The organism is Mycobacterium kyogaense, from assembly GCF_036946525.1.
GTDB classification, from domain to species: Bacteria; Actinomycetota; Actinomycetes; order Mycobacteriales; family Mycobacteriaceae; genus Mycobacterium; species Mycobacterium kyogaense_A.
In genome coordinates this window covers 22,048-42,401 of sequence record NZ_JAQIIY010000033.1, presented here as the reverse complement: position 1 = coordinate 42,401, position 20,354 = coordinate 22,048, and the positions used below count along the sequence as shown (strand labels likewise).

Sequence of the window (20,354 nt, the reverse complement as noted above, 5' to 3'; positions counted from 1 at the left end):
TCGATGCGGTTGTGCTATGCCCGGACCGGGGCTAGCGCGGCATCAACGCGCAACCCAATTACTACGAGCGAGCCCGGGATCTGCATAGCTCCCGACGGTAGCTCGCGAACCGGACTTCGGTCAAATTCCTCGCTCGGCAGGGATGGGATGATGGGCCCATGGCATCCACCGCGTCGTCGCCCGCCCCGGTCGTGATCCGCATATCCCCCATGGCGCATCTCGCCGTCGCCCTGTTCGCACTGGCCCTGCTGTCCATCGTGTTCGCCGGGCCCGGCTGGTTCGCGGTTCTGTTGGTGATCCCCGTCGCGCTGTCGGTCGCGGTGGCGCGCTACCGCACGGTCGCCGACCGCGACACCGTCACCGTGCGCACCCTGTTGGGGACGCAGACGATGCGCTGGGAGGACATCGACGGGTTGCGCTTCGGCAAGAAAGCCTGGGCTCTGGCGCGACGCAGCGACGGCAGCGAGACCGCGCTGCCTGCCGTCACGTTCGCTAGCCTGCCCGTGCTGACCGCCGCCAGCGGCGGCCGGGTGCCGAACCCGTACGAGTGACCGTCAGGACAGCGGGTTCGCGCCGTTGAGCAGCACCCAGATCGCGACGCCGGCACCGATGCCGAGAACCAACGCGGCCAAGGAGCCGAGGAACGGCCGGCGAGCCCACCCGCGCCCGCCGTCGAGGCCGTAGCGCCCGGGGCCCGTCAGGATGATCGCCGCGACGGCGGCGACGAGCATGACCTGGTACTCGTGGCCGTCGGTGAGGAACGCCGACAGTCGCGCGTCATTGTGGGCCTCGACGGCCTCGGCGAGCACCCCGTTGATCAGGTAGGCCAGCGCTCCGGCTGCTGCCACCGGGGTGAACAGTCCCAGTACCAGCAGGATGCCGGCCGCGATCTCGCCGCCCGCGGCGACGTAGCCCAGGATCTCGGCGTACCGGAATCCCACGCCGTCGAGGTAGTCACGGAATCCGCCCAAGCCGGGCCCGCCCCACAGCCCGAACAGGTTCTGCAGACCATGACCCACCAGCAGAGCCCCGACGGCGACGCGCAGCACCAACAGACCGAGGTCCTGGGTGCCGCGGCGATCCCGCGCGCGATCCTCGTCAAAGACGCCGACCTCGGTCGGCGCTGCCGTCGTCGATCCGTAGGCGCCCGGTGCCAGACCGGTGCTCGGCTGCACGTACGGAAGGGGTTCGGCGTCGCCCAACAGCCCGAACGGTTGCTGATCAGCCGGTTTCGCGGTGTCGTAGCGCGGAATCGCCGTGGTCTCGAAGTCGCCGCCGTAGTGTTCCGAGGGCAGGTCGTCCTCGGGGTCCACCAGACGCGCCGACGCGGGCCGGCCACTCGAGTCGGCGGGCCGCTGCCAGGGTTGCGAGTCATGCGGGCTGGTCACACCAGTCAGGGTAAGTGCTGCTCAGGTCGTGGCCGGGAATTCGCTCGGCGCGCCCGACCACGTGTTTTCTCGCTGGTGACGGCGCCCCGACCCGGTGGGCGCGCGGGCGCCGTGGCGAGCACTGCGCAACGATCCGTAATCTGGCTCGCATGAGTCGACGCCGCTCGTTGCGGACCGCCACGGTGGTGGCCAGTGCTGCGCTGCTCGGCATCACCGGCTGTGCGCGTTTTGATTCGGCCCAGTCGCAGCCCTACACCACCGAGCCGCAGATGGCGCCCGGCGCCACGTCGACGCCGCCCCCGCCGCCGCCCCTGCCCGGCCAGCCGTTCCCGAAGCAGTGCCCGGCCCCCGGGGTGATGCAGGGCTGCCTGGACAGCACGAGCGGGCTGATCATGCTGCCGGACAGCCAGTCGGCGCTGGTCGCCGAGCGGGTGACCGGCGCGGTCAAGCAGGTCGCGACGAAGGCCGAACCGTTCGTCAAGATGACGATCCCGGTCGACGGCAGCGGTGACGGCGGGCTGATGGACATCGTGCAGTCGCCCACCTACCAGCAGGACCGGCTGACCTACGCCTACATCAGCACGCCGACCGACAACAGGGTGGTGCGCATCGCCGACGGCGACGTGCCCAAGCCGATCCTGACCGGCATCCCGAAGGGCGCCACCGGCAACACCGGGTCACTCGTGTTCACCAGCCCGACCACGCTAATGGTGCAGACCGGCGACGCGGGCGATCCGGCGCTGGCTTCGGATCCCACGTCGATGGCGGGCAAGCTGCTGCGCATCGAACAGCCCACCACGGTCAACCAGGCGCCCACCACCACTGCGCTGTCGGGCCTCGGCCCCGGGGGCGGCATGTGCATCGACCCGTCCGACGAATCGCTCTACGTCACCGACCGGACACCGACCGGCGATCGGCTGCAGCGCATCACCAAGGACTCGAAGATCTCGACCGTGTGGTCCTGGCCCGACCGCCCGGGGGTGGCCGGCTGCGCGGCGCTCGACGGCACAGTGCTGGTGAACCTCGTCAATACCAAGCAGACCGTCGCGGTGCGGATGGCGCCCGACACCGGCGCGGTGACCGGCGAGCCCGAGGTGGTGCGCCAGGACCAGCACGGTCACGCCTGGGCGCTTCAGGTCGCACCCGACGGCAACATCTGGGGTGCGACGGTCAACAAGACCTCCGGGGACGCACAGAGGCTCGACGATGTCGTGTTCCCGCTGTTCCCGCAGGGCGGCGGCTTCCCGCGGGCGAACGACGAAAAGACGTAGAGCTACTCAGATCTGGCTGGGACCTGATCCGGGCAAGCGCAGGATCAGGCGCGTCCCGCCCAACGGACTGTGCTCCAATGCCGCTGTGCCGCCGTGGATTTCGGCCTGCTGAGCGACGAGTGCCAGCCCCAGGCCTGAGCCCGAGCGCGACGCGGTGGACCCCCGGTGGAAGCGTCGGAAGACTTCCAGACGTTCCTCGTCGGGGACGCCGGAACCGTTGTCGTCCACGGCGATCTCGACTCCGTCGGCCGAACTGATCACGCTGAGCTGAACGCGCGTGGCGCCGCCGTGCTTGACGGCGTTGGCGATCGCGTTGTCCACCACCAGCCGCAGACCCGCGGGCATGCCCAGCATCAACACCGTCGTCGACGAGGCCAGAGTGACCTCCAGACCCGGGTAGTTGTGCATGGCGTCGTGGGCGGCGCGGTCGAGGAGTTCGGCGACGTCGAGGGGGACGAAGTCCGCCGTCGTGGTGAGCTCGCCTTGGGCCAGCCGCTCGAGTGCCGACAGCGTGGCCTCGATGCGAGTCTGCGTGCGCATGACGTCACCGATGACCTCGCGGCGCTGCTCGGGGCCCAGATCGAGCGTCATCAGCACTTCGAGGTTGGTGCGCATGGCCGTCAACGGGGTGCGCAGTTCGTGCGAGGCCACCGCGGCGAAGTCGCGCGCCGACTCCAGCGCCGCCCGGGTCCGCTGCTGCTCGTCACCGATCCGCGCGAGCATCCCCTCCACCGCCTCGGAGATCTCGACGGCTTCCCACACCCCGCGCACCTGTACTTCGTCTGGGTTGGACTGGGCGTTGATGGCGCGCGCCTGCTGGGCGAGCAGCCGGAACGGGTTGACCATGATCAGCGCGATCACCCACCCCACCAGCAGCGTGGCCAGGATCACGCCGGTGCAGATCCAGAACACCCGCCAGTGCAGCGAGTCGATCCGGGCCTTGGTGTCGGCCAGCGGCGCGCCGAGTGCGATCGACGCGGCCCCGGTGGTGATCGTCCGGACCCGGTATTCGACGCCGCCGATGGTCGCGTCGGCGTATCCGTTGGGCAGCTCGGGCAGGGCGATGTCGGGCGGCATCGAGACGACGACGGGGCCGATGCGCGCAGTCCGCACTAGTCCCCCCTCGGCCGGTTCGGGCCCAACGCCCTCCTGCGCGCTGCGCAGCAGCGTGTTGACGTCACCGAGGCTCGACAGCGAGTCCAGCCGCCGGTCGAGCTGGTCGTACTGGTCGTTGGTGACGCCCACCCACACCCAGATGCCGAGGGTGAGCACCAGGATGATCACGCCGACCTGGGCCAGGATGACGATCGAGCGCAGCGAGAGCAGTCGCAACGGATGCGAGAGCAGGCGCAGTACCAGGTCCTGGGCGCGCGTCATCGGAGCGTCAACTGCAGGCGGCCATGACCAGCTCGCGCACGCGCGCGGCGTCCGCCTGCCCCTTGGTCGCCTTCATCACCGCGCCGACGATCGCGCCGGCAGCGGCGACCTTGCCACCGCGGATCTTCTCGGCGATGTCGGGGTTGGCGGCCAGCGCCTCGTCGACCGCGGACTGGATCAGTGAGTCGTCGCGGACCACCGCGAGACCGCGCGCGGTCATCACCTCGTCGGGTTCACCCTCACCGGCCAGCACACCCTCGACGACCTGGCGGGCGAGCTTGTTCGACAGCTTGCCGTCGTCGACGAGCTCGACCACGGCGGCCACCTGAGCGGGGGTGATCGCGAGCGCGTCGAGCTCAACCCCTTGTTCGTTGGCCTTCTGCACCAGGAAGTTTCCCCACCAGGCACGCGCGGCGTCGCTGGAGGCCCCGTGCGCGACGGTGGCGGTGATCAGGTCCAGCGCACCGATGTTGACGAGGTCGCGCATCACCTCGTCGGAGATGCCCCAATCCTGTTGAACTCGCTTGCGCGCCAACCACGGAAGTTCCGGGATGGTGGCGCGCAGCCGTTCGACGAGTTCGTCGCTGGGGGCGACGGGCTCGAGATCAGGTTCCGGGAAGTACCGGTAGTCCTGCGCGGTCTCCTTGCTGCGGCCCGGCGAGGTGTAACCGTCCTCGTGGAAGTGCCGGGTCTCCTGGGTCACGGTGCCGCCGGACTCCAGAACCGCTGCCTGCCTGCGCATTTCGTAGCGCACGGCGACTTCCACGCTCTTGAGCGAGTTGACGTTCTTGGTCTCTGTGCGGGTACCGAATTCGGCTCGGCCAATCGGTTTGATCGAGACGTTCGAGTCGCAGCGCATCGAGCCCTGATCCATGCGGACATCGGATACGTCCAACGCGCGCAACAGGTCTCGCAGTGCGGTCACGTAGGCCCGCGCGATCTCAGGTGCGCGGTCACCGGTGCCTTCGATCGGCTTGGTGACGATCTCGATCAGCGGCACGCCGGAGCGGTTGTAATCGGCGAGCGAGGTCGTCGCGCCGGCGATCCGGCCGGTGTCGCTGCCCAGGTGGGTCAGCTTGCCGGTGTCCTCCTCCATGTGCGCGCGCTCGATCTCCACGCGCCACGTGCTGCCGTCGTCGAGCGGAACGTCGAGGTATCCGTTGACCGCGATCGGTTCGTCGTACTGGCTGATCTGGTAGTTCTTCGGCTGATCGGGATAAAAGTAGTTCTTGCGGGCGAACCGGCCCCACGGCGCGATCTGGCAGTTCAGCGCCAGGCCGATGCGGATCGCGGATTCGACGGCGGCCTCGTTGAGCACCGGCAGGGAGCCCGGCAGCCCGAGGCACACCGGGCACACCTGGGTGTTGGGTTCGCCGCCGAAGCGGTTCGGGCACCCGCAGAACATCTTGGTCTGTGTAGAGAGCTCGACGTGCACCTCGAGACCCAGCACCGGCTCGTAGGAGGCGATGACCTGGTCGTAGTCCAGCAGCGGTGCGGTGGCCGAGGTCACGGAAGTCATGGCCCCGATCCTAAGTGCTCCGCGTGCCCGCACCGGTGTCCGGTCCGGACACCACCCGGTTACGGCCCTCCCGCTTGGCGCGATAGAGCTGGGCATCGACACCGGCCAGGATGGCCGCGGTGTCGAAGGGGTGGCGGCAGGTCAGCACACCGGCGCTGACGGTGACCGTGGCGGCCGTCGACGACGCGGGATGCGCGACCTCCAACCGAGCGATCGCAGTCTGGCACTGCAATGCGACATCGGCTGCGACCGATTCGTCCGCGCGTGGAAGAAGGCACAGGAACTCTTCACCGCCGTATCGGGCCGCGAGTCCCCTCCGCTCGGCGGCGATGTGGTCGAGCACTTCGGCCACCCGGCGAAGACACTCATCCCCGGCGGCGTGGCCCAGATGGTCGTTGAACACCTTGAAGTGGTCGATGTCGATCATGATGACCGACAGCGGGTCCCCGGTGCGGGTGTGGCTGTCGATGAATTCGGCAAGCACCGCATCGAATCTGCGCCGATTGGCGATTCCCGTGAGATCGTCGGTGACCGACAAGCGGGTGATCTCCTCGTTCAATTGCAGCAACCGGGACTCGACGACCTTTCGCTCAGTGATGTCCCGGACGATCGAACAGTTGTATTCCTCGCCGTCGAAGTTGACGTAGTTGACCGTCACCTCTATCGGTATGTCGGTTCCGTCCTTGGTGGTGTTGACCGTTTCGATGACGAATGACTGGCGCTCCACGATCTCTTGCCAGTGGCGCCGCCAGATGTCCTCGTCGAAGAGCGGATCGACGTCGACCACCCGGAGCCTGGACAGTTCCTCGGCGGTGTAGCCGAGCAGCCTACTGGCGGCGGCGTTGACGAAGACGTATCGACCCTCGCGGTCCAGCCAGATGATCATGTCGGTGACGCGGTCGATCGTGGCCTCGGTCAGGTGCAGGCGACGCAGGCGGGCCCGCGCGGCGGTGACGTTCTCGAGGTCGACGACATAGCGACCACGCTGAGCGTCAGGTCGGACAACGATGCGCAAGGCCACACAGTCGGACGCGGAGTCGAACACGGCCGCGTGACGATGCTGTCCGCTCAGATAGTCGATCACCTCGGCCGAGACGCTGCAGTCGAGGAAGCGCCTCAGATCGGCGCCCACGACGGCGTTCTCGCCCAGCAAGCGCGCGACCGACGGCTCGGTCTCGAGAACGACGCCGGCCTCATCGACGGTGAGGCGCGCGGAATGAGGTTGCCGCGACTCGTCGTGCATAGGTGTAAGTCTGCCGTGCGACACGAAGAACGGGCTCTTTCCCCCGGCGTGGGGCCCCGACGCCGAGAGGACTCAGCCGAAGAACTCCGCGGCGTCGTCGTAGCGGCTCTGCGGCACGAGCTTGAGCTGGCGCACCGCGTCGGCGAGCGGCACTCGACCGATCTCCTGGCCCCGCAGCGACACCATCATCCCGTACTCCCCCGCGTGCGCCGCGTCGGCGGCGTTAACCCCGAAACGGGTCGCCAGCACACGGTCATACGGCGTCGGGGTGCCGCCGCGCTGCACGTGGCCCAGCACGGTCACCCGCACCTCTTTGTTGATCCGTTTCTCGACCTCGATGGCGAGCTGCTGGGCCACCCCGGTGAACCTCTCGTGACCGAACTCGTCGATCCCGCCCGCCCGCAGCTGCATCGAGCCTTCGGCCGGCTTGGCCCCCTCGGCGACCACGCAGATGAAGTGCGAATCCCCGCGTACGAAGCGCTGTTTGACCAACCGGCACACCTCTTCGACGTCGAAGGGCTGCTCGGGAATCAGCGTCATGTGGGCGCCCGAGGCCAGGCCCGCATTCAGCGCGATCCAGCCGGCGTGCCGGCCCATGACCTCGACGAGCATGACGCGCTGGTGCGATTCCGCGGTGCTGTGCAACCTGTCGATGGCGTCGGTGGCGACGTGCAGGGCCGTGTCGTGCCCGAAAGTCACGTCGGTGCAGTCGATGTCGTTGTCGATCGTCTTCGGCACGCCGACGACGGGGACGTTCTCCTCGGAGAGCCAGTGCGCCGCGGTCAGCGTGCCCTCGCCACCGATCGGGATCAGTACGTCGATGCCGTTGTCCTCGAGCGTCTGCTTGATCTGATCGAGGCCGGCGCGCAGCTTGTCGGGGTTGACCCGCGCCGTGCCGAGCATCGTGCCGCCCTTGGCGAGCAACCGGTCGTTGCGATCGTCGTTGCGCAGCTGAATGCGCCGATCTTCGAGCAGGCCGCGCCAGCCGTCCTGGAAGCCCACCACCGACGACCCGTATCGCACGTCGCAGGTGCGCACCACCGCCCGGATCACCGCGTTCAGGCCAGGACAGTCACCACCGCCGGTCAGCACTCCGATACGCATGGTGACCATCCTCCCCTGTCAGAGCGCAGTTGGCAGGGGACCCCGGGCAACTTCATAGGCCGCACCCACGCGGTAGAGCCTGTCGTCGGCCAGCGCCGGCGCCATGATCTGCAGCCCGACCGGCAGGTTGTCGTCGCTCGACAGACCGGAGGGCACCGACATCCCGCAGTGGCCGGCCAGGTTCAGCGGAAGGGTGCACAGGTCGAACAGGTACATCGACAGCGGATCGTCGACTTTCTCGCCGAGGCGGAACGCGGTGGTCGGCGTGGCCGGTGACACCAGCACGTCGACGCGCTGATACGCCTCGTCGAGGTCGCGCGCGATCAACGTGCGCACCTTCTGAGCCTGGTTGTAGTACGCGTCGTAGTAGCCGGCAGACAGCGCATAGGCACCGATCATGATGCGGCGCTTGACTTCCGGACCGAAGCCGGCAGCCCGGGTCAGGGCCATCACCTCTTCGGCACTGTGGGTGCCGTCGTCGCCGACGCGCAGGCCGTAACGCATGCCGTCGAACTTCGCGAGGTTCGACGACACCTCCGACGGAAGGATCAGGTAGTACGCCGGCAGCGAGTAGTCGAAGTGCGGGCAGTCCACCTCGGTGATCTCCGCGCCGAGCGCGCTGAGCTGCTCGACGGCCGCGGTGAACGACGCGAGGACGCCGGGCTGGTAGCCCTCGCCGCTACGCAGCTGCTTGACCACCCCGATGCGCACGCCGTTGAGGTCACCGGCCGCGCCGGCCCGCGCCGCCGCGACCACGTCGGGCACCTCGGCGTCGATCGACGTCGAATCCAGCGGATCGTGGCCGGCGATGACCTGGTGCAGCAGTGCGGTGTCGAGCACGGTGCGGGCACACGGGCCGCCCTGGTCCAGCGAGGACGCACACGCGATGAGGCCGTAGCGCGACACCGTGCCATAGGTCGGTTTCACCCCGACGGTGGCGGTCAGCGCGGCAGGCTGGCGGATCGACCCGCCGGTGTCCGAGCCGATCGACAGCGGGGCCTGGAACGCGGCCAGCGCGGCCGCGCTGCCACCGCCGGAACCCCCGGGCACCCGCTCGGTGTCCCACGGGTTGCGGGTGGGCCCGTATGCCGAGTTCTCGGTCGAGCTGCCCATCGCGAACTCGTCCATGTTGGTCTTGCCGAGGATCGGAACGCCGGCGGCGCGCAGCCGGGCCGTCACCGTCGCGTCGTACGGGGACGTCCAGCCCTCGAGGATCTTCGACCCGCAGGTCGTGGGCATGTCGGCGGTGGTGAACACGTCCTTGAGGGCGAGCGGAACGCCGGCCAGCGGCGAGCTCAGCGGCTCACCCGCGGCCACGGACTTGTCGACCTCGGCGGCAGCCGCCAAGGCCTGCTCACCAGCGACGTGCAGGAAGGCGTGGTACTGGCCGTCGGTGGCGGCGATCTGATCGAGGCAGGCCTGCGTCGCCTCGACCGAGGACACGTCGCCGGCGGCGATCTTGGCTGCCAGCGTGGCGGCGTCGAGCCGGATCAGGTCTGTCTGAGTCATTCGGGCTCTCCCAGGATGCGCGGCACGGCGAAGCGTCCGTCGGCGGCGTTGGGCGCCTCGGCCAGCGCCTGGTCCTGCGTCAGGCACGGCTGCGGCTCGTCAGACCGGAAGACGTTCACGCTCGCGAGCGGATTGTCGGTCGCTTCGACGCCGGCGACGTCGACGGCTTGGATCTGGCTGACGTGGCCGAGGATGGCGTCGAGCTGACCCGCGAAACTGCTCAGTTCGTCGTCGGTCAGGGCCAGACGGGCCAGCCGCGCCAAGTGCGCTACCTCGTCTCGGGAGATCTGGGACACGACCCCGAAGCCTAGTTCACCGTGACGGCGGGGCTTTCGCCCGAGTCGCCGGTGCCCAGGAGTCCGTGACACAGTGTTGCGCGTGCCGTCGTATCTGCTGCGCGTCGAGCTGGAGGACAGGCCGGGCAGTCTCGGTTCCCTTGCCGTGGCCCTGGGCTCCGTCGGCGCCGACATCCTCTCGCTCGACGTGGTCGAGCGAACCTCCGGCTACGCCGTCGACGACCTGGTGGTCGAGCTCCCGCCCGGCGCCATGCCCGACATGCTGATCACCGCGGCCGAGAAGCTCAACGGTGTCTACGTCGACAGCATCCGGCCCCACACCGGTCTGCTCGAAGCGCACCGCGAACTCGAATTGATCGACCACGTGGCCGCCGCGGACGGCAAGGACCGTCGCCTGCAGGTGCTCGTCGACGAAGCGCCCAAGGTGCTGCGGGTCGGCTGGTGCACCGTGACCCGCCTCACCGAACAGGGGCCGCACCGAGTGGTCGGCAGCTCCGGTGCGCCCGAAACCCAGGCCGCGCAGACACCGTGGCTGCCGCTGGACTCAGCGAAGACCCTTGACGGTCACGCGGACTGGGTGCCGCAGGTCTGGCGTGACATGGACACGACACTGGCTGCCGCACCGCTGGGGGACCCCCGCACCGCGATCGTGCTCGGCCGGCCGGGTGGACCCGAGTTCCGCCCGAGCGAGGTCGCGCGGTTGGGTTACCTCGCGGGGATCATCGCGACGATCCTGCGTTAGCCCTCGGGCTCGACATCCGAATCGACCTGCGCGTCGGTCTCTGGCGCGACCTCGGATGCGACCTCGGATGCGACATTGTCGGGGCCCTCGTCGAGCAGACGGCGGAATCCGTCCTCGTCCAGCACCGGGACGCCCAGTTCGATCGCCTTGTCGTACTTCGATCCCGGCGCATCTCCGGCGACCACGTAGGCCGTCTTCTTCGACACCGAGCTGGCGGCTTTGCCGCCGCGCGCGATGATCGCCTCTTTCGCGTCGTCGCGGCTGAATCCCGTCAGTGATCCCGTGACGACGATCGAGAGCCCCTCGAGCGTGCGCTCGATGCTCGCGTCGCGCTCGTCTTCCATCCGGACCCCGGCGGCCCGCCATTTGTCGACGATCGCGCGGTGCCAGTCGACGGTGAACCAGTCGACGACGGCGGCGGCGATGGTCGGACCGACACCTTCGGTGGCGGCGAGCTGTTCTTCCGACGCCGACGTGATCGCCTCGAGGCTGCCGAATTCGGTGGCGAGAGCGCGGGCGGCGGTCGGACCGACGTGCCGGATGGACAGCGCCACGAGCACCCGCCACAGCGGCTGCGCCTTGGCCTTGTCCAGATTGGCCAGCAGCCGCTTGCCGTTCGCCGAGACCTGGCCGGCCTTGGTGGTGAACAACTCGGTGCGCAGCAGGTCCTCGGCGGTGAGCCCGAACAGGTCACCCTCGTCGGTGATCACCCCGGCGGCCAGCAACGCGGTGGCGGCTTCGTAGCCCAGCCCTTCGATGTCGAAGGCACCGCGGCCGGCGACGTGGAACACCCGCTCGCGCAACTGCGCCGGGCAGGACCGCGAGTTGGGACAGCGGATGTCGGCGTCGCCCTCTTTGGCCGGCGCCAGCTCGGTCCCGCATTCGGGACAGTGCGTCGGCATCGTGAACTCGCGCTCGGAGCCGTCCCGCAGATCCACCACGGGGCCGAGCACCTCTGGAATGACGTCGCCGGCTTTGCGGATCACCACCGTGTCGCCGATCAGCACGCCTTTGCGCTTGACCTCCGAACCGTTGTGCAGCGTGGCCAACCCGACCGTCGAACCGGCGACCTTGACCGGCTCCATGTAGGCGAACGGTGTCACCCGTCCGGTGCGGCCCACGTTGACGCGGATGTCGAGGAGCTTGGTGGTGGCCTCCTCCGGCGGATATTTGTAGGCGATCGCCCACCGGGGAGCCCGCGAGGTAGCGCCGAGGCGGCGCTGCAGCGCCACCTCGTCGACCTTGACCACCACACCGTCGATCTCGTGCTCGACATCGTGGCGGTGCTCGCCCCAGTAGGCGATGCGTTCGGTGGCCGCCTGCAGACCCTTGACCTGGGCGGTGTGCGCAGACACCGGCAGACCCCACGCTCCGAGCGCCCGGTAGGCGTCGTGCAGTGTCGCAAACGGGAAACCGCCGGGACTCTCGATGTGCCCCAGCCCGTGGCAGATCATCCGCAGCCGACGCTTCGCCGTCACCGCCGGATTCTTCTGGCGCAGCGAGCCCGCAGCGCTGTTACGCGGATTGGCGAACGGCGGCTTGCCCTCGGCGACCAGCCCCGCGTTCAGCTCTTCGAAGTCCGCCACCCGGAAGAACACCTCACCGCGCACCTCCAAGACCGGAGGTACCGGGAATTCGTCTGTGCCCGTCAGGGTTTCGGGGATGTCGGAAATGGTGCGCGCGTTCAGCGTGACGTCCTCGCCGGTGCGGCCGTCGCCCCGGGTGGCGGCGCGGACGAGCCGGCCATCGCGGTAGACGAGTGCGAGTGCCACGCCGTCGATCTTCAGCTCACACAGGTACTGAGCGTCCGGGCCGATCTCCCCCGCGATGCGCGCCGCCCAGGCGGCCAGCTCCTCGGGGTCGAAGACGTTGTCCAGGCTGAGCATTCGTTCGAGGTGATCGGCCGGGGTGAAGTCGGTCGCGAAGCCGGCACCACCGACGAGCTGGGTCGGCGAGTCGGGTGTGCGCAGCTCGGGATGCTCCTCCTCGAGCGTCTGCAGCCGACGCAGCAGGGTGTCGAACTCGGCGTCGGACACGATCGGTGCATCACGCACGTAGTAGCGGAACTGGTGCTCGCGCACCTCGTCGGCGAGCTCCTGCCAGCGCCGACGCACCTCGGCGTCCGGGGCGTCGTCGGCCTGCTCGGCCAGCACTGCCTCGGGATTCGGGGACGGCTTCGGACTCACCCTGGCAGGCTATCGAAGAGCACCGACACGACGGCCGCCGCTTCTGGCTACGCTGCAGACATGCCCCATCCGGTCATGTTCTCCGAACACGACCCCGGGCTCGCGGAGGTGCGCGCGATCGCGCTGGCCTACCCAGGCGCGTTCGAGAAGGTCTCGCACGGCAGGCCCGTGTTCTGCGCGCCGAAGATGTTCGCCGTGTACGGCGGCTCCCGGAAGAGCACCCCCGACCACGTGCGGTACCCGTATTCGGTGCTGGTCAAGGTCGACGAGAGCGATCGACTGGCCCTCGAGCAGGACGACCGCTTCTTCCTGCCCGCCTACCTGGGCCCGTTCGGGTGGCTCGGGCTGGACCTCGCCGCGGGCGAACCCGACTGGGCCGAGGTCGCAGAACTCGTCGACGCGTCCTACCGGATGATCGCGCCGAAGAAATTGATCAGGCAGCTCGACGAAGACCGACCCGGCGCGCCCCGGACATGATTCGATCGGAGACACCATGAGCTTCTCGAGCCCCTTCCCCGAAGTCGACATCCCCACCGCAAGTGTCTACGACTATCTGTTCTCCGGGCTGGCGGGCCCCGACGCCGAACACCTGGACCGGGTCGCGCTGGTCGATTCCACGACCGGCCGCCACACCAGCTATCGCGAAATGGTCGGGCGCATCGACTCATTCGCGGGCGCCCTGGCGGCACGCGGATTGGGGGTCGGCGACGTCGTCGGGCTGTTGGCCCCCAACAGCTCGGCGTTCGCCGTGGCGTTCCACGGCATCCTGCGCGCCGGCGCGACCGCGACGACCATCAACGCGCTGTTCACCGCGAAGGACATCGCCAAGCAGCTGACGGATTCGCGCGCAGCCATGCTGATCACGGTGTCAGCACTGGCGCCTCAGGCCGCCGAGGCCGTCGAGCTGGTCGGAATGCCCGCCGAGAACCTCGTGGTGCTCGACGGAGCGGGCCGCGGCGCCGACGGCCACCCCAACGCGGTCGAACTCCTCGACGGCAATCCCCCGCCTCCGGACGTGACCTTCGCCCCGTCGTCGCATCTGGCCGCCCTGCCCTACAGCTCCGGGACGACGGGCAACCCCAAAGGTGTGATGCTCACCCACCGCAACCTGGTGGCCAACGTCGCGCAGATCCGGCCGCTGCACGGCATGGTGCCCGACGACGTCGTGCTGGCGGTGCTGCCGTTCTTCCACATCTACGGCATGACGGTGCTTCTCAACGCCGCGCTGCACGCGCGGGCTCGCTTGATCATCATGCCGAGCTTCGACCTGGGCCAGTTCCTGGGCAACATCGCCGAGCACCGGTGCACGATCGCCTTCATCGCGCCGCCGGTGGCCGTCGCGCTCGCCAAGCACCCGCTGGTCGACGAGCACGACCTGTCCTCCCTGAAGGTCGTGATGTCGGGGGCGGCTCCGCTGGACGCCGACCTCGGTCGCGCCGTGGCCGAGCGCCTGGACTGCCGCGTGGTGCAGGGCTACGGGATGAGTGAACTCAGCCCCGTCAGCCACATCACCCCGTTCGACGCGGGCAAGCACGACATGCACGTCGACGCGCCGCTGAGTTCGGTGGGCTGGACCGTCTCGAACGCGGCCTCCAAGATCGTCGACCCCGAGACGGGTGCGGACATCAACCCGCCGGAGGAGGGTGTCAGCGCCACCGGCGAGCTGTGGTTCAAGGGCCCCAACGTGATGGCCGGATACCTGAACAACACCGAGGCCACGCAGTCCACGATCGACGACGAGGGCTGGCTGCACACCGGCGACCTCGCGCAGGTGGACGCCCACGGCTGTGTCTACATCGTCGACCGGCTCAAAGAGCTGATCAAGTACAAGGGTTACCAGGTGCCCCCGGCCGAGCTGGAAGCCGTGCTGCTGGGCCATCCGGGCATCGCCGACGCGGCGGTGATCGGGGTGCCGAACGACGAGGGCGAAGAGGTGCCCAAGGCGTACGTGGTGAAGCAGGCCGACGGGGAGCTGACCGAGGACGAAGTCATCGAGTTCGTCGCGGGCCAGGTGGCGCCCTACAAGAAGGTGCGTCAGGTCCAATTCATCGACGCCATACCGAAATCCGCGTCGGGGAAGATCCTGCGCAAGGATCTACGCAACGCTTGAGCACTACCCGGCGTGAGCGCTACGCCGAGTCCGGGTCCTCGGCCAGGCCGTCGGCGACCTTCTGCGCCAACTCGACCGCGCGCCTGGCCCACTCGACCGTTGCCGACGCGAGCCCGCATCCCGGCGTGACACCCACCCGGTCGCGCAGCACGGTCCTCGGGAAGCCGAGCCGGTCGGTCACCGCGGCCACCGTGGCGGCGACCTCCTCGACAGCGGGCCGGGGCGAGGGCGCGAGCGCGGGCACCGCACCGAGCAGCACCGTGCGGCCGGACTCGAGGAACTCCCCGACCCCGTCGAGATCGGCCGCGTCGAGGGTCCGCACGTCGACCATCACCGCGGCAATCGTGCTGCGCTGCAACACCGTCCAAGGGACATCGGAGGCGCAGCAGTGCACGGCGACCTCACCGCCGACGCGGGCGACACACTCGTCGAGCAGACCGGTCACCACGGCCGCGTCCACCGGGTGAACCGGGTTGAGACTGCTCACCCCGCTCAGCCGTCCGGCCAGTGCCGCGGGCAGGGTGGGCTCGTCGAACTGCACGACGACGGTGGCCTGCAGTCGCCGTTCGAGCTCCGCACGGTGCGCCGCCACACCCTCGGCCAGCGAGGTGGTGAGATCCCGCACGGCGCCGGCATCGGTGATCGCCCGGTGTCCCCCACCGAGTTCCAGGTGCGCGGCGAGCGTCACCGGGCCCGGCGCCTGCACCTTGACCAGCCGGTCCCCCGCCGCGCAAACCTGCCTTCTCCCAGGCCTCTTCGAGCGCATCGACGTCCTCGTCGAGCAGGCTCACCGCGCGGCGCGTCGCAGCGCTGCGCCCTGCTGCGATGCGGTAACCCCGAGGGACCGTGTCCAACGCGATGTCGACCAGGAGCGCACCCGCGCGTCCGATCATGTCGGCGCCCACGCCGCGGCCCGGCAGTTCGACCAGATGGGGTAGCCGGTGCAGCTCCCCCACCACCACTTCGGCTGCGTCGCGGGCAGACACCCCCGGCCACGATCCGATACCTGTCGCGGTGGCGAAAGCAGTCACTCGCCCGACGATAGGCGACGCATTAGTGTCGGGGCATGACGGGCCGTGTGCTGATGTGCGCGCTGGCTGTCATGATTTCCGGGTGCACGCAGGCCGTGACCGGCGCGCCCACCCGACCCGTGCCCGCCCTCGACGAGAACTCCCGTTCGCCGGTCGACGTCGACGCCGTGCTGCTCGATCGATCGCAGATGCAGGCCCTCAGTGGGGCCGGCGCCGACCTCACGCCCGTGCCCGGCATGGAAAGCAAAGTGCCCGTGGATATTCCGACGGACCAGGGCTTCCTTCCCGATTCGTTCGCCCTGCCGCAGGAGTGCGGGTGGCTGTTCGCCGAGACAGAGGTTTTCGGTCCGGACGTCGAGGAGTTCCACAAGGCCACCTACCAGAGCCCCCGGCGGGGCGGCTTGCTCTCCCAGGCCGCTGCCGGATACCGCGACACCTCGACCGCGGCCACCGCGCTGGCCGACCTGACCCGGCGGATCGATGCATGTAGCGACACCGAGCAGGGCTCGATGCTGGTCGGCGATGTGCTCGCCACCGACGACTCGGTGCGCATCCGGCCGGGCTCCTGCGGCCGCGATTACCAAGTGAAGTCCGTGGTCATGGTGGAGGTGACGTCCTGTTCGTTCCCCGACTCGGTACCCGAACTGGTGATGACGAACATCGTCGACAACGTGCCGGGCTGACCGGCGCTGGCCGCAGAAGAAGAGCTACGGCAACACCGGCGCCGGGTGCGGGAGCGGGTGCGCACCCTGCGGCCGCAACCCGTCGAAGATGATCGCTAGATAGCGCCGCCACAGCGTCGGCGACGGGTCGGCGACGTACTCGACCGCATGGACCGGCGCGCACATCAGCAGGAACACGTCGGCCTCGGTGATGTCTGAGCGCACGGCCCCCGCCTCGCGGGCCCGCCCGACGAGCACCTCGAGGCTCTTGTGCAGCTCGGTGCGCGCCCTCACCACGCGGGGATCGTCGTCGCTGGCGGTCTGAACGAACGTCAGGTCGTGCTGACGCCGCTGATCCGCAGCCACGGTGAGGAACTCCAGCAGGGCCTCCCCCGGATCCGATGCGTCTGCGAGTGTCCTTGCAGCGCAGGACAATACAGCGATGTGATCGCACACGACCGAGGCGATCAGATCCTCTTTGGTGGCGAAGTGCCGAAACACCGTGCCCTTGGCCACCCCCGCGGCGGCGGCGATGTCGGCCACCGAGGCGGAGTGCCCTTTCTCCGCGAACACCTTTTCAGCCGCCGCCACCAGCGACGCGCGGTTGCGGGTGGCATCGGCGCGCTGGGGGCGGGCAGGGGTGGACACGACACCAGGGTACCAAGTTGACCGCGTGGTCATCTTGTGCCACGGTGGAAATATGACCACGTGGTCATCTTTACTGTTCGAAGGGACAACTCCTGTGCAGATTCTTGGTGCCACCGCCCTGGTGACCGGCGCGAACCGCGGCCTCGGCCGGTCCTTCGCCAGCGAGCTGCTACGACGCGGGGCGAAGGTCTACGCCGCGGCGCGACGCCCCGAACTCATCGACGTGCCCGGAGTCGAGCCACTGAGGCTCGACATCACCGACGCAAGCCAGGTCGATGCCGCCGTGGCGACGGCGCCCGACGTCGACATCCTGATCAACAACGCCGCCGACACCGCCGGAGGGAATCTGATCACCGGAGACCTCGCCGCGATCAGATCCGTCATGGAGACGAACTATTTCGGCACGCTCGCGCTGACCCGCGCGTTCGCACCCGTCCTCGCCCGCAACGGGGGCGGCGCGGTCCTCAACGTCCTGTCGGCAGCAGCGTGGACGACCGTCGACGGAAACGCCGCCTACGCCGCCTCGAAGTCGGCCGAGTGGGGTCTGACCAACAACGTGCGCATGGAACTCGCCGGTCAGAAAACGCTTGTCGCAGCGTTGATTCCGGGCTTGATCGCCACCCAGACGCTCTTCGACTTCGCAGAACAGCAGGGAATCGAGTTCGGCGAGGGCGCAGTCATCGATCCCGCCGACCTCGTGACCATGGCCCTCGACGGGCTCGAGGCGGGCGAGGTGGAGATCTTCGACGCGCTCGGCCGCAAGGCGAAGGAAATGCTGTCCGGTCCGCCTGTGGCCTTCCCTTTCGAGGTGTGAGGAGTCACGTCTCCAGGCGCGACTCCTCGAGATCGATGTCGTACAGAATCCGGTTGAACGCCTCATTGGACAGTTTGCCTTCCCGCCGCATCACCAGCAGCTCGCGACGCTGCGCCTCCAGGACCGACCGCACCATGTCCTGATACGCCCGCGAACGCTCCTCGTACTCACCAACTTCGTCGCCGGCCAAGCGCGCCTCGAAACGCTGTGTGCGGTACTCGTAGAGCCCCCGCATGCGCTCTGCGGTGTCGGTGCGCGTCCACTGTTCGTCGGCGAGTTCGTCGATACGCTCGATCGCAGCGCGCGCCGCCGCCAGCCGCGCACGGTCCTCTTCGGTGGTCTCGGGATCCTCCGTGCGGTCCAACCGGTCGATCAGGGCCGGCAGCGTCAATCCCTGCACCACCAACGTGAAGAAGATGACCGCGAACGTGAGGAACAGAATCAGCTCGCGGTGCGGAAACGGCGACCCGTCGGATGTCTGCTCCGGCACGGCCAACGCCACCGCGAGGGACACCGCCCCGCGCATCCCGCTCCACGCCAACACGACTCGCCACGACGCCGGTGCGCGTCGCCGGCGCTGCTGGGGTCGTCGGTCGAGCACCCGGATCAGATAGGGCACCGAGAAGAACCACAGGAAACGGCTGGCCACCACCGCGGCGATCACCGCGACCGCGTAACCCATCAGCGCCGGGAAGCGGTACTCGTGCAAGCCCGACACGATCGAGTGCAGCTGCAGACCGATCATCGCGAACAGCGTGGCGTTGATCAGGAAATCGACGATGTCCCAGACGAAATAGCCCTGCAGCCGCGGCCGGGCCTCCAGCACCTCGGGGCTGCGGATCGCCATCACGATGCCGGCGGTGACGACTGCCAGCACGGCCGAGGCCCCCGCCGCCTCGGCGGGCAGGAACGCGGCATAGCCGGTGAGCAACGAGATCGTGACACTGATCTGCGCGTCGTAGATGCGGGCGCGCACCCAGCCCGACAGCCAGCCCACCACGAGGCCGATCCCGATACCGCCGAGCGCACCCAGCACGAAACTCAGACCGGCATCGGCGAGCGAGAAGCCACCCGCGACGGTCGCGGCGACCGCGACCCGGAACGCGACGAGCGCCGTGGCGTCGTTGAACAACCCCTCTCCCTCGACGCTGCTGATCAACCGGCGTGGCGCGCCGAGGCGCCGCATGATCGTCGCCGCGGCGACGGGATCGGTCGGCGACACGATGGCACCGAGGACAAAGGCTGCTTCCCAGGGCATGTCGGGAATGACGGCGCGGGCGGCGCACGCCACGATGCCCATCGTGACGACGACCAGGGCCACGGCGCTGAGCGTGAGGCTACGCAGGCCCGTGCGGAAATCGCCGAAGTTCGCATAGATCGCCGACTTGTACAGCAGCGGCGGAAGGAACAGCGCGAGCACGAGATCGGGTTCGAGGCTGATGTCGGGCAGGCCCGGAATGAAACCCGCCAGTGCACCCCCGATCACCAACGGGATCGGATACGGCACCGAGAGTCGGCACGCCAGCGCACCCAACGCAGCGACGGCCAGCAGCAGTGCGGTGATCAGCACCTCGGCATGGTTCACCTCGTCACCCTCACGCCAGAGTGCACACCTGTCAATCAGGTGCCGCAGCGGCGGTACACGTAGCCATCCTCGGCCGGGGTGACGAGGTCGTGGTCGCGCAGGATCATGACGGCGGACCTACCGGGGCCGGCGCAGGCGGCGGCGAACTCATCCTCGCCGAGTTCGTCACCACCTTTTGTGTCGGCGTACTCGATGTCGAGCACGACCGGATACTGCCGCTCGTAGTCGGCGCATTCGGTGAAGCGGACACAGGATTCGGTGACCGCGAAGTCGTAGCCCGCGGCGCGCAGCGCCGGTGCGAGCTCCGCCGCGTTCTTCTGCGCGATCGCCAGTCCGACCCGGTGTGCGGCCTGCGCGTAGGTCGTGGCCATGGCCAGGTTGTCCGCGGCGGTGAGCGCACCACCGGAGCGGGTGTAGGAGTCCAGGTTGTCGATCTCGACCGCGTCGAAACCCGATGCCCTACAGCCCTCGATCCACGGCGTCACCATCGCAGCAAGGGCATCACGTCTGGCGGCGGTCGAGGTGTCGAAGAGGAACTCGTCAGGCCAGCCGGGATCGGCCAGTGGCTGACCGCCGGATCGGACCACGAGGACGGGATGCTGGTCGGCGAACCGCTGCGAGTCCTCGGGCTGCGTCTGAAAGCCGTTGACGTAGCAGATGTCATACCCCGCACCGGCAGGTCGAGCGGTCCGGTCGCGCTCCACCATCGTCACGCCGGGCGGCGGCGCATAGGCGCCGCCGAGTTGGTAGTCGAATCCGGCGCCGGGAGTCGGCAGCTCCGGCGGCGCGGCCTCGGCGACAGGAGCGAGCGCCGCGCACCACACTCCGAGAACGACAGCCAATCGGAAGATGTTGCGCCTTAAGCGAAC

18 protein-coding genes and 1 pseudogene are annotated in these 20,354 nt (G+C 68.8%); 7 read left to right on the top strand and 12 right to left on the bottom strand.

From position 1 onward, the window contains the following. The first annotated feature begins 158 nt into the window (after positions 1-158). Entirely contained in the window at positions 159-551 is a 393-nt protein-coding gene (locus PGN37_RS24240) for a PH domain-containing protein (RefSeq protein WP_335333529.1), read from the top strand. A gap of 3 nt (positions 552-554) precedes the next feature. Here PGN37_RS24240 and PGN37_RS24235 read toward each other — a convergent pair whose 3' ends face one another. Continuing rightward, positions 555-1,388, bottom strand: coding sequence for a DoxX family protein (locus PGN37_RS24235; protein ID WP_335333528.1), 834 nt, complete (start codon positions 1,386-1,388; stop codon positions 555-557). A 149-nt stretch (positions 1,389-1,537) separates the two neighbouring features. On the opposite strand from PGN37_RS24235, the gene PGN37_RS24230 reads away from it, so the two are divergent. Next, a complete protein-coding gene (locus PGN37_RS24230) occupies positions 1,538-2,659 on the top strand; it encodes a PQQ-dependent sugar dehydrogenase (protein WP_335333527.1) in 1,122 nt (373 codons plus the stop codon). Between the two features lie 6 nt (positions 2,660-2,665). Here PGN37_RS24230 and PGN37_RS24225 read toward each other — a convergent pair whose 3' ends face one another. From PGN37_RS24225 to gatC, 6 genes are all read right to left on the bottom strand, one after another. Further along, positions 2,666-4,036 carry a sensor histidine kinase gene (locus tag PGN37_RS24225; RefSeq protein WP_335333526.1) on the bottom strand — a complete coding sequence of 457 codons (1,371 nt, stop codon included), beginning with the start codon at positions 4,034-4,036 and terminating at the stop codon, positions 2,666-2,668. A 7-nt stretch (positions 4,037-4,043) separates the two neighbouring features. Continuing rightward, positions 4,044-5,555, bottom strand: a complete 1,512-nt coding sequence (gene gatB / locus PGN37_RS24220; RefSeq protein ID WP_335333525.1) for an Asp-tRNA(Asn)/Glu-tRNA(Gln) amidotransferase subunit GatB — start codon at positions 5,553-5,555, stop codon at positions 4,044-4,046. A 10-nt stretch (positions 5,556-5,565) separates the two neighbouring features. Then, positions 5,566-6,798 carry a GGDEF domain-containing protein gene (locus PGN37_RS24215; protein ID WP_335333524.1) on the bottom strand — a complete coding sequence of 411 codons (1,233 nt, stop codon included), beginning with the start codon at positions 6,796-6,798 and terminating at the stop codon, positions 5,566-5,568. Positions 6,799-6,870: 72 nt separating this feature from the next. Continuing rightward, a complete protein-coding gene (locus tag PGN37_RS24210; protein WP_335333523.1) occupies positions 6,871-7,902 on the bottom strand; it encodes an ATP-dependent 6-phosphofructokinase in 1,032 nt (343 codons plus the stop codon). Between the two features lie 18 nt (positions 7,903-7,920). After that, positions 7,921-9,411 carry an Asp-tRNA(Asn)/Glu-tRNA(Gln) amidotransferase subunit GatA gene (gatA, locus tag PGN37_RS24205; protein ID WP_335333522.1) on the bottom strand — a complete coding sequence of 497 codons (1,491 nt, stop codon included), beginning with the start codon at positions 9,409-9,411 and terminating at the stop codon, positions 7,921-7,923. Further along, on the bottom strand, positions 9,408-9,707 hold the full coding sequence (gene gatC, locus PGN37_RS24200) for an Asp-tRNA(Asn)/Glu-tRNA(Gln) amidotransferase subunit GatC (protein WP_335333521.1): 300 nt from the start codon (positions 9,705-9,707) through the stop codon (positions 9,408-9,410). Before gatC ends, gatA begins: the two co-directional genes overlap by 4 nt. A gap of 82 nt (positions 9,708-9,789) precedes the next feature. On the opposite strand from gatC, the gene PGN37_RS24195 reads away from it, so the two are divergent. Next, positions 9,790-10,449 (top strand): amino acid-binding protein, encoded by a 660-nt coding sequence (locus PGN37_RS24195; protein WP_335333520.1) that lies wholly within the window; start codon positions 9,790-9,792, stop codon positions 10,447-10,449. On the opposite strand, the gene ligA is transcribed toward PGN37_RS24195, so the two are convergent. Next, positions 10,446-12,602, bottom strand: coding sequence for an NAD-dependent DNA ligase LigA (gene ligA, locus PGN37_RS24190; RefSeq protein ID WP_442933009.1), 2,157 nt, complete (start codon positions 12,600-12,602; stop codon positions 10,446-10,448). The genes PGN37_RS24195 and ligA overlap by 4 nt on opposite strands. 93 nt (positions 12,603-12,695) lie before the next feature. Between ligA and PGN37_RS24185 the strand changes: the two genes are divergently transcribed. Both PGN37_RS24185 and PGN37_RS24180 read left to right on the top strand, forming a co-directional pair. Then, complete coding sequence (locus tag PGN37_RS24185; RefSeq protein WP_335333519.1) at positions 12,696-13,112, top strand: MmcQ/YjbR family DNA-binding protein; 417 nt, start codon at positions 12,696-12,698, stop codon at positions 13,110-13,112. 16 nt (positions 13,113-13,128) lie between these two features. Then, positions 13,129-14,745 (top strand): 4-coumarate--CoA ligase family protein, encoded by a 1,617-nt coding sequence (locus PGN37_RS24180; RefSeq protein ID WP_335333518.1) that lies wholly within the window; start codon positions 13,129-13,131, stop codon positions 14,743-14,745. 19 nt (positions 14,746-14,764) lie between these two features. Here the strand turns inward: PGN37_RS24180 and PGN37_RS24175 are convergent. Beyond that, a pseudogene (locus PGN37_RS24175) lies at positions 14,765-15,707 on the bottom strand (methionine synthase). 104 nt (positions 15,708-15,811) lie between these two features. Here PGN37_RS24175 and PGN37_RS24170 point away from each other — a divergent pair. Next, entirely contained in the window at positions 15,812-16,459 is a 648-nt protein-coding gene (locus PGN37_RS24170; protein WP_335333517.1) for a sensor domain-containing protein, read from the top strand. Between the two features lie 24 nt (positions 16,460-16,483). Here PGN37_RS24170 and PGN37_RS24165 read toward each other — a convergent pair whose 3' ends face one another. Beyond that, positions 16,484-17,119, bottom strand: coding sequence for a TetR/AcrR family transcriptional regulator (locus PGN37_RS24165; protein WP_442933007.1), 636 nt, complete (start codon positions 17,117-17,119; stop codon positions 16,484-16,486). A gap of 61 nt (positions 17,120-17,180) precedes the next feature. Here PGN37_RS24165 and PGN37_RS24160 point away from each other — a divergent pair, with 61 nt between their 5' ends. After that, positions 17,181-17,900 carry an SDR family NAD(P)-dependent oxidoreductase gene (locus tag PGN37_RS24160; RefSeq protein WP_335333515.1) on the top strand — a complete coding sequence of 240 codons (720 nt, stop codon included), beginning with the start codon at positions 17,181-17,183 and terminating at the stop codon, positions 17,898-17,900. A 4-nt stretch (positions 17,901-17,904) separates the two neighbouring features. Here the strand turns inward: PGN37_RS24160 and PGN37_RS24155 are convergent, their stop codons facing one another. Beyond that, a complete protein-coding gene (locus PGN37_RS24155) occupies positions 17,905-19,485 on the bottom strand; it encodes a Na+/H+ antiporter (RefSeq protein ID WP_335333514.1) in 1,581 nt (526 codons plus the stop codon). 35 nt (positions 19,486-19,520) lie between these two features. Then, a complete protein-coding gene (locus PGN37_RS24150) occupies positions 19,521-20,327 on the bottom strand; it encodes an endo alpha-1,4 polygalactosaminidase (protein WP_335333513.1) in 807 nt (268 codons plus the stop codon). Positions 20,328-20,354: the final 27 nt, after the last annotated feature.